The organism is Enterococcus sp. DIV1083b, assembly GCF_051713705.1.
GTDB classification, from domain to species: Bacteria; Bacillota; Bacilli; order Lactobacillales; family Enterococcaceae; genus Enterococcus_D; species Enterococcus_D casseliflavus.
This window is the reverse complement of sequence record NZ_JBIOQJ010000001.1, coordinates 2415714-2425000: the sequence shown is the minus strand read 5'-3', so window position 1 is coordinate 2425000 and position 9287 is coordinate 2415714. Positions and strand designations below refer to the sequence as shown.

The 9287-nt window shown below is 41.6% G+C and carries 9 protein-coding genes; 8 read left to right on the top strand and 1 reads right to left on the bottom strand.

Annotated features, from left to right (window positions below):
* The first annotated feature begins 15 nt into the window (after positions 1 to 15).
* Entirely contained in the window at positions 16 to 468 is a 453-nt protein-coding gene (locus tag IGI69_RS11205; RefSeq protein WP_438740858.1) for an HIT family protein, read from the top strand.
* Positions 469 to 552: 84 nt separating this feature from the next.
* Here the strand turns inward: IGI69_RS11205 and IGI69_RS11200 are convergent, their stop codons facing one another.
* Entirely contained in the window at positions 553 to 2550 is a 1998-nt protein-coding gene (locus IGI69_RS11200; protein ID WP_438740856.1) for a beta-galactosidase, read from the bottom strand.
* A gap of 432 nt (positions 2551 to 2982) precedes the next feature.
* On the opposite strand from IGI69_RS11200, the gene arcA reads away from it, so the two are divergent.
* From arcA to IGI69_RS11165, 7 genes are all read left to right on the top strand, one after another.
* The gene (gene arcA, locus IGI69_RS11195; protein WP_010749205.1) at positions 2983 to 4200 is read left to right on the top strand and encodes an arginine deiminase; all 1218 of its coding nucleotides are present in this window, start codon (positions 2983 to 2985) and stop codon (positions 4198 to 4200) included.
* A gap of 384 nt (positions 4201 to 4584) precedes the next feature.
* Positions 4585 to 4896, top strand: a complete 312-nt coding sequence (locus IGI69_RS11190; RefSeq protein ID WP_015510092.1) for a hypothetical protein — start codon at positions 4585 to 4587, stop codon at positions 4894 to 4896.
* Positions 4897 to 6888 (top strand): V-type ATP synthase subunit I, encoded by a 1992-nt coding sequence (locus IGI69_RS11185; RefSeq protein ID WP_115232591.1) that lies wholly within the window; start codon positions 4897 to 4899, stop codon positions 6886 to 6888.
* Entirely contained in the window at positions 6872 to 7345 is a 474-nt protein-coding gene (locus tag IGI69_RS11180; protein WP_005229236.1) for a V-type ATP synthase subunit K, read from the top strand. The genes IGI69_RS11185 and IGI69_RS11180 overlap by 17 nt, the downstream gene beginning before the upstream one ends.
* A 16-nt stretch (positions 7346 to 7361) precedes the next feature.
* Entirely contained in the window at positions 7362 to 7952 is a 591-nt protein-coding gene (locus IGI69_RS11175; RefSeq protein ID WP_005229237.1) for a V-type ATP synthase subunit E, read from the top strand.
* A 14-nt stretch (positions 7953 to 7966) separates the two neighbouring features.
* On the top strand, positions 7967 to 8968 hold the full coding sequence (locus IGI69_RS11170; RefSeq protein ID WP_005229238.1) for a V-type ATP synthase subunit C: 1002 nt from the start codon (positions 7967 to 7969) through the stop codon (positions 8966 to 8968).
* Positions 8961 to 9275, top strand: a complete 315-nt coding sequence (locus tag IGI69_RS11165; protein WP_016613063.1) for a V-type ATP synthase subunit F — start codon at positions 8961 to 8963, stop codon at positions 9273 to 9275. The genes IGI69_RS11170 and IGI69_RS11165 overlap by 8 nt, the downstream gene beginning before the upstream one ends.
* The last annotated feature ends 12 nt before the right edge of the window (positions 9276 to 9287 follow it).

Here is a 9287-nt window from a genome sequence, read left to right as displayed (position 1 = left end):
AAGAGGGGGATCAAATTGAAATGGTATGAGAATAGAATCAAATCAGCGATAGATGGGACAAATCCAATGGTGATCAAAGAATTGTCTGGCAGTTTTGCTGTTTATGGCAATGTCCAATTTCTTCCCGGATATTGTGTATTATTACCTAAAAGAGAGGTGGCTTCTTTAAATGATCTAGATTTAAGCGAGCGACAGATTTTCTTAACTGATATGACTCTTTTAGGAGATGCTATAATACAAGCTTGTTCTCCATTGAGAATCAATTATGAACTATTGGGAAATACTGATAACTTTCTTCATGCACATTTGTTTCCCCGTTATGAATGGGAAACCGACGAAGCGAAAAAAATGCCTGTTTGGTTGTACGACAAATCCCATTGGACTAATCCAGAGTATCACTATTCAGAAAAAAGAGATGGAGAGCGAAGACAAAAGATAGCCTCTTATTTAGAAAATGCCTATCGCTAGTCTAAAGAATCTCCCTGAATCTAGTAACGTCTATAAAAGAACCTCCATGAAGCGATCGCTTCATGGAGGTTCTTTTTCCTTAGATCAATCAACATACTTAAGAACTGCGACTTCTTTTGGTTTCAGAACTACCAACTGTCTGGTTTCTTTGGTTAGAAGGTCTGCTCCAGGGGCTTTCAGCTTCACTTTGGTTGTCTGCTCGGTATGGTTTAAGAAAAAGACGAGTGTATAGCCAGCACCTTTGCGACAGGTAACGGAGACCTCAGTAGGAGCAGCCAAGAAGTGCTGGGCATGAGTCGCTAATTTATGATTTTCCAGAATGGTTGCTAAAAATGTAGTTAGCCCTTCAAGAGACAATTCTGTTCCCACGTAATACGCATACCCATCGTCGATCTGATTCATAGTAATGGCTGGCTTATCGGACAAATAACCGGATTGGAAGGTTGCCAAAGCTTTCGCACCATTTAGATGAATGACTTCCTCCCATAGAGAATTGTCGTACCGACGACCTTGGAAGTCAATTTGGTGATGGGTAGCTGCTTTCATTGGGTAAAACTCTTCTACAATGATCCCTAAGGTGTCCCTAAACAGTCCTGGATAGCCCCCAAGATAGACTTGGTCATATTCATTGACGATCCCACTAAAGAAATTCGTCAAGAAGATGCCGCCTTGTCGCACGTAATCATTGATTTTCTTACCGAAGGCTTCTGGTGCTGAATAGAGATTTGGGGTAATCACTAAAGGATAGCCGTCTAGGGATTCGGAAGGATGGACAAAGTCTACGCTCAGATTTAACGCCCTTAGCGCGGCATACAGGCTGCGTAACTGATGAATGTACTTTAAGGTGCTTGGTTTGGCATCCAATTCCAGCGCCCACCAATTTTCCCAGTCAAAGACAACCGCGACATCAGCCAAGAAGCGCGTCCCAACGATTTCGGATAGTTGCGAAAATTCGTTACCTAATTGCACACATTCACGAAAGATACGGCTTGAATGAGGATCTCCATGAGGCACCATCGCACTATGGAATTTTTCCGCACCGCCACGAGACTGTCGCCATTGGAAGAACATGATGCCATCAGCACCATGAGCGAGCGCTTCATAACTCCAAAGACGCAGCTGGTTGGGTGTCTTGGCACCATTGATTTGCCGCCAATTAACGGCGCTGGTGGCTTGTTCCATGATCAAAAAAGGTTTTTTCTTTAAACTACGAGTTAGATCGTTAGCAAGAAATTGCGGGTATGGGATCTTTTCAAAGGGATTCGGGTACGAATTCCAGCTGACTACATCCATTTCGGGTGCCCATTTAAACCCATCCACGTATTTGTGCAAGCCCATAAGATTGGTCATGTAAGGGATGCCTTGTGAATATTTTGCGATCGCCGCCTTTTCGAGTTGATAGAGCTCCAGATTCATGTCGGAAAGAAAACGGCGATAGTCTAACTGCTGCGCAGGATTTTTGAAGGTCGGCATCGCTTCAGGTAGAAAAATTTCCTCCCAGCTGCCATAGGATTGACTCCAAAACTTGGTTGACCACGCATCATTCAATCCAGCGATGGTCTGATATTTCTCTGCTAACCATGTCTGAAATCTTTTCCGACAATGATCGCAATAACACTCGTGGATGTGACAGGTATATTCATTATTGATATGCCACATGACTAGCCCTGGATGATTGGCATAACGGTTTGCGACTGCTTCCGACAAATCGGTGGCATATTGACGATAGATAGGGGAAGTCGGACAGTAGTGCTGGCGCGCCCCATGAACCAGTCGATTGCCATGAATGGTCACAGGCAGCATCTCAGGATGTTTTTGAACAAGCCAAGCGGGAGGCGAAGCCGTTCCGTTGGCTAGGTCGATCATGATATTGTTTTCATATAAAAGATCCATCAACCAGTCCAGAAAACCAAAATCATAGGTGGATTCATCTGGCTGCAGATTGACCCAGCCAAAAATATTGATACTTACATAGTTCACACCTGCTTCTTTCATTAAGCGCATATCTTCAAGAATGACTTCTTTAGACCATTGTTCAGGATTGTAGTCGGCACCATAGTAAAGTTGACGTTGCGTTTTCATCAAATCGCTCCTTTATAGACGTTTCTTTAGCATCAAGATACTTGAATCATAGCAAATATTTATCTGTTTGATAGCGGTATCATTTGAAAATCATGAAATGATCCAAAAAAACAAAAATAATTCAATCTGGTTTCACAGCTAGGACTATCGTCCATCAGTTCTTTTGCCTTGCTGTTTTTTTAACAAAAATATACAATTGAAAAAGGCGGTAAATTAAAGTATCTAGAATTTACATTCTTAGAAAGTTGTTTTTTTATCGGAGGTTTCTTTTTGCTGAAATGCATGTTTATAACTATAGGATCCAAAAAAACTTTGAATCACGAGTAGAAAAAACACGAGGAGTCAGAGAAATGAATAATTATGTGATGAGGAATCAAAAAAATGAATGACATAAGTTATTCAACAAAATTGCCAAGAAGGAGAGACAAGTTCATGAACCAGCCAATACAGATTTTTTCTGAGATTGCCCCTTTAAAACGGGTGCTGCTGCATCGTCCAGGCGCAGAATTAGAAAACTTGATGCCGGATTATCTTGATCGATTGTTGTTTGATGATATTCCTTTTTTAACCCAAGCGCAAAAAGAACATGATTTTTTTGCGGATACGTTAAGAAGCAAAGGGGTGGAAGTCCTTTATTTGGAGGATCTAGCTGCTGAAACATTGACAACAACTGGTGCCAAAGAGGCCTTTTTAGAAGACTATTTAAATGAAACAACGATCCTTGATGAAGAGATTCGCAACGAAGTGCGCAACTTTTTCCTGTCGATTAAAGACAATCGCGCCTTTATCGATCATACGATGGCGGGCTTGAAAAAAAGTGAGGTAGAAATTTCAAAAGCCAGTAACTTAACGGCAATCGTTGAAACAGAATATCCTTTCTTGATCGATCCAATGCCAAACCTATATTTCACGCGAGATCCGTTTGCGACGATTGGTCACAGTGTTTCCTTGAATCGAATGTATTCTGCAACGAGAAGACGGGAAACCCTCTACGGAAAACAAATTTTTACGCACCATCCGATGTTTGCCCGCAATGAGACGAACTTTTTGTATCATCGGGACGAAACGACGCGGATGGAAGGCGGCGATCAGCTGATTTTATCTGATAAAATCGTGGCGATCGGGATCTCTCAACGAACAGAAGTTGCCTCAATTGAAAAAATTGCCGAAACGATTTTTGCCACAGAACCGAGTTTCGAACATATCTTGGCATTTAATATCGGCGAGGAACGAAAATTTATGCATTTAGATACGGTCTTCACGATGGTGGATCATGATAAGTTCACGATCCATCCAGAAATCGAGGGAGAACTTTCGCTGTATTCAATCACTAAACACAAGGACGGTGTGCGAGTATATGAGGAAAAAGATACGTTGGAAAACATTCTTTGCCGTTATTTAGATTTGCCTGAAGTCCACTTGATCCGCTGTGGTGGCGACGATTTAGCAGCGGCAGCTAGAGAGCAATGGAATGATGGGTCTAATACCTTGGCGATTGCACCTGGAGAAGTCGTGGTCTATGACCGCAACACCATTACCAATGGGCTGTTAAAAGAGGCAGGAGTCATTTTGAATGAAATCTCGGGCAGCGAATTGGTTCGCGGACGCGGGGGCCCCCGCTGTATGAGTATGCCGTTTATACGTGAGTAGGTCGATGCTTTGTTATTTTAAATGCTTGTCTTTTCTTTAGAAGCATTTAAGTTAAGAAAAAGACGAGAAAAAACTAAAAGAAAGATTTGAAACATCATTTTGTTTCTAATCTTTCTTTTTTGTCATCATTTGACCCCCAATAAAATGAAAAGGATTTCTTTTTGTGAAAATGTGTAATTTTTGTGACTTTTATATGTAAAGACTATAAAAAAACGCTAGGAACCTTGTTCTATCGCAAAATTTATGTTACGGTTATATTAGAAAACGGAAATAGGTGAAGGTATTTGCCACTTATTGATTTTTGACACCCTACGATCAGCGAATGCCATATGCTTGATTTGTAGTGGTTTTTTTTGCGGAAAAAAAGTGAAAGCAGGTGAGAAAATGACAGTAGATGCCATTCGATTATTACAAGAAGCAGAGCAATTTGCGGAAAATAAAAATAAAGAAGCAGAAGCAGAAAAAAAACAATTGGCACAAGCAAGAGAAGAACGGTTGAAGGCGTTTAAAAAAGAGTTGGCAGAAAAAGAAGCCCAACAAAAAGAAGCAATCAACCAAAAAATCGCAGCTGAGTTGGTACAGTCTAAGGAACCACTCTTGGCTAAGACCCAAGCAGAAGTGGAAACACTGCGAACGATCCCTAATGAATTGAAAGAAGAAGCATTAGCAATAATAATAAATAAGGTTGTGACATAAATGGCAATTGCAAAAATGCAAAAGTTCAGTCTGTTGACCTTTTACGATCAGAAAGAAGCTGTTTTAGAGCAGCTGCAAGACTTTCAAGGCGTAGAACTGCTTTCTTCGGAAAAATATTATGATTCTGAAGAAACGACGGGTGTTTTGACACCGGTTCGCGAGGAACAGTCTGAAGAAGAAATGGAGAACCAGTTTGGTCAAGTCAACTGGAGCTTAAATTTTTTAGAAGAATATGTACCCAAAAAAGGAATGCTGGCACAACTGCGGCAACCAATCAAAAAATATACCCTTCAAGAATTGGCTGAAACAGCCCACACCTATCCTTGGCAAGAATTATGCCAAACCCTTCGTAAACAAGACAAACGTCTTCGCTTGATTGATCAAGAAAAACGCGATGTATTAGCACAAGAAGCAGAACTGTCGATCTGGAAGTATTTCAAAGAACGACCAGCTGTTTTAAAAGAATTAAAAAAATCAGGTGGCTTGTTAGGATCGATTCCTACTTCTGAAATGGCTGACTTTACGACCAACAGTGAAAAGCTGCCGCTTGTCTATGTCGAAACCATTTATCAATCACAAACGACAACTTACTTATTGGTACTTTTCCATAAAGATGTAAAAGAAAAAGTAACTACTCTTCTAAAGAAAGCAGCCTTCGAGCAATACATCTACCCTTATGAGGGGATTCCAGAAGAAGATCTGCAAACGATGAAAGAAAAATCCCAACGTCTAATTGATGAAGAAAAAGAAATCAAAGCTTCTCTTGGTGCGATGACAAAAGAGCAAGAAACCTTGCGGATCGTTGCCGAGTATTTAGATGGAGCGATCACCCGCTTAAAAAGCAGTAAAATGCTTTTGCGTTCGACTCATGCGGTATCGATTTCTGGCTGGGTTCCTGTTGATGGGGCGGCCGAATTAGAAAAACGTATCAAAAAAGGGACCACGGATAACTATTACCTCGAATACCAAGAAGTGACGGAAAAAGAGCTGGCTGATGTGCCGATTTTATTAGAAAACGCACGTTGGATCAAACCTTTTGAAGGACTTGTTCGGATGTACAGCTTGCCGCAATATGACGAGTTAGATCCGACACCATTTATGGCGCCTTTTTACATGGTGGCATTCGGGATGATGGTTGCCGATTTTGGCTATGGGTTGCTCTTGTTTCTGGCGACATTCCTGGGGAAAAAGCTGTTCCACCTCAGCAAAGGCCTGGAACAAAATTTGACCCTCTTTCAGTTGTGCTCGATCCCTACGATTATTTGGGGCTTGATCTATGGCAACTTCTTTGGATTTGAATTCTCATTCCAACTGTTGTCTGCCCAGGATGATGTCAATCAGATCTTAGTCTTATCCGTGATCTTTGGGTACATTCAGATCATGTTTGGCTTGGCGCTGAAATTCTATATTTTATGGAAGAAAAAAGACCAGAAACTGGCTGCGATGTTCCAAGCCGGTTCGTGGATCGTCTTTTTGATCAGTGTCGTTTTTGTCGCCGCAGGAATGCTGCTTTTCCCTGACACCCCGTTACAAATGATTGGGATCGTAATGATCGCTGCCAGTCTTTTAGCAGTGGCAATCGGAGGCAGTTTAGAAGGAAAAACGTTGGCAGGAAAAATCGGTTCTGGATTGTACGGATTGATGGATGTGACCAATTATGTTGGTGACTTGATCAGTTACACCCGTCTGATGGCGTTAGGGGTTGCCGGCGGAAGTATCGCCTCAGCCTTCAACTTGATCATTAGCTACTTGCCGCCAGCAGCCCGGTTTACCGTCGGTATCTTATTATTTGTGGCGCTACATGGCCTGAATATTTTCTTAAGTTACCTTAGTGCGTATGTTCATGGTATTCGCTTGCAGTATTTGGAGTATTTTGGAAAATTCTTTACGGGGGGCGGACGTGCCTTTGACCCGTTCAAATCAAATGAAAATTATGTAGAGATCATCTCAGAAGAAAAGTTACAGGAGGATAATAATGGAAAATTGGATTAGTTTCTTTTACGAAAATGGTGGAATTGTTTTTGCAGCTTTAGGTGTAGCGACCGCAACGATTTGTGGTGGTATCGGATCAACGATCGGTGTTGGGATGACCAGTGAAGCAGCATCAGGCTTGATCTCAGAGCAGCCAGAGAAATTCGGGCAAGCGTTGATTTTGGAATTGCTTTCTAGTACCCAGGGGCTATACGGCTTTGTAATCTCCTTTATGATTTTTGGTCAGATCAGTGGTTCGATCTCATTCGATCGCGGGTTGTATTTGTTTATCGCTTCATTACCGATCGCGTTAACAGCAATTATCGCCGGTAAATGGCAAGGACGTGCCGCAAGTGCTGCGATGCAGATTTTAGCAAAAAAACCAGAACATGTGACCAAAGGAATTATCTTGGTAGCGATGATGGAAACGTATTGTATTTTAGGGTTCGTGATTTCCTTCTTGCTTGTCTTGAATTAAGAGGAGGGAAAAGTGAATGTCTGATATTACACGTTTAACTGACAAAATAACCGCTGATGCGGAAAAGAAATACCAGCTTCAAATCAAAGAAGCACAAAAAGAAAGTGAAAACCAAGAAAATTTAAAACGAGCACAGTTAGAAAAAGAGCTTAATGAACGGTTAGCTTTTTATGAAAAAGAAAAACGTGCTGCGATGTATTTGGAAATCTCAGATGTGCATATCCAATCAAGAAACAAGGTCTTGGCAGCAAAGCAGTCCGTCTTAGATGAGCTGTTTTCTGAGGCTTTGACCCGTTTAAACACGATGGATCAGGCAGCATTTTATACGTTTATCGCGAAAGGCTTGGCGAATGCACGGTTAACTGGTGAGGTCGAGTTGCTTTTAGGTGAGAAGTCCCGTCATTTTGTAGATGAGGAATTCCTTACTAAGTTGCAAGCATCGGTCCCAGAGGTTCAGCTGAAACTGGTAAATAAAACGATCCCTCGCAAGGGTGGCTTTTTGTTGCGACAAGAAGCAATTGAGTTGAATTTTACCTTTGATGCGCTACTAGAAGCCAACAAAGAAGAGTTAAGCAATACGTTACTGCAATTGATTTTTGAACAGTAAGCAGGTGCAAACAGATGAATGACATCAAATATAATACGTTGAATACGAGAATTCGGACGTATGAATCGCAATTATTCGATCGTAGTCGCTATGAGCGAATGCTCTCAGCTGCCAGCGCAGAGGAAATCTATGGGATGCTGCAAGAAACGGTTTATGGTGACTTCATCAATGAAGATGATCGTGTACACGATTTTGAACAAGTCCTGATGGCTGAGTTGAAACGGGTATACGAAACGATGTATCAGTTGACACCAGAAAAAGCGATCGTTGATTTCTTTGCTTTGAAATATGACTATCAAAATCTGAAAGTTTTAGTAAAAGCGGCGTATATGCAAGAAGATTTTTCGGCGTATCTCGTCCCAATCGGCACCCAGCCACTTTCCGTCCTTAAAGATCTGGTCAAGACCAGAAAAAGTACTCAGGTCGCGCAAGAGATGGTTGCCTGTGTGGAAGAAGTCTTTTCTTATATTGAGAACTATCATGAAGTCCAGTCCATCGATATCATCTTTGACAACCATTATTGGGAGCAATTATGGACGATCGGTAAAGAATACCAAGACGAGTTGCTGCAAAGCTTGATTCGCCGTCAAATCGATATCTTCAATATTTCAACAACGTTGCGCAGTTACGCGATGAAACGCAAGCGCGGCTTTATCAGCGCAGTTTTAGCCGACCATGGGAATTTACCTGCAAGTGAGTTGTTAGCAGAAATCACGACTTCTCTTGAGGCGTTTGTGGGATACTTGCAAGGAACCCCTTATAAAGAGCTGATCAATCATAGTTATGAAGAATTGGTAGAAAAGAAGACCTTGAATACCTTTGATATACGTAAAGACAATTTTCTAATGGCGAAGCTCAAAGAACAAAAAATCGTGCCTTTTGGGCCGTCAGCATTGGCAGGGTATCTGTATGCCAAGGAAATTGAAAGCAAGAATTTGCGTATTCTCTTGATTGGTAAAATCAATAAGGTGCCAGAAGAGATTTTAAGAAGTCGGGTGCGTGATAGTTATGCATAAAAAAATAGCAATGATGGGTGGTAAGAACTCGATCTTGCCTTTCAAAGGGCTGGGGATCGATATCTTTCCAGTCAGCGATTTGGATGAAGCCGCCCAACAATTAGAAGAGATAGCTGAAGCGTATGGTGTGATCTTTTTGACCGAGCGGTTGATCGAACAATTAGAACCGATCGTTCGTCGTTACGAAGAAGTACCGACACCAGCGATCATTCCGATTCCAAGTAGTACGGGTAGTTTAGGGATCGGCATGGCACGCATTCAGCAAAATGTGGAAAAAGCGGTAGGAATGAATATATTAGATTCATAACAGACAAGTCAG

Bases quoted from the DNA above. Each gene is read 5' to 3' on its own strand.
- IGI69_RS11165 (WP_016613063.1), top strand. From the start codon at position 8,961: ATGCATAAAAAAATAGCAATGATGGGTGGTAAGAACTCGATCTTGCCT.
- arcA (WP_010749205.1), top strand. From the start codon at position 2,983: ATGAACCAGCCAATACAGATTTTTTCTGAGATTGCCCCTTTAAAACGG.
- IGI69_RS11180 (WP_005229236.1), top strand. From the start codon at position 6,872: ATGGAAAATTGGATTAGTTTCTTTTACGAAAATGGTGGAATTGTTTTT.
- IGI69_RS11200 (WP_438740856.1), bottom strand. From the start codon at position 2,550: ATGAAAACGCAACGTCAACTTTACTATGGTGCCGACTACAATCCTGAA.
- IGI69_RS11170 (WP_005229238.1), top strand. From the start codon at position 7,967: ATGAATGACATCAAATATAATACGTTGAATACGAGAATTCGGACGTAT.
- IGI69_RS11175 (WP_005229237.1), top strand. From the start codon at position 7,362: ATGTCTGATATTACACGTTTAACTGACAAAATAACCGCTGATGCGGAA.
- IGI69_RS11185 (WP_115232591.1), top strand. From the start codon at position 4,897: ATGGCAATTGCAAAAATGCAAAAGTTCAGTCTGTTGACCTTTTACGAT.
- IGI69_RS11190 (WP_015510092.1), top strand. From the start codon at position 4,585: ATGACAGTAGATGCCATTCGATTATTACAAGAAGCAGAGCAATTTGCG.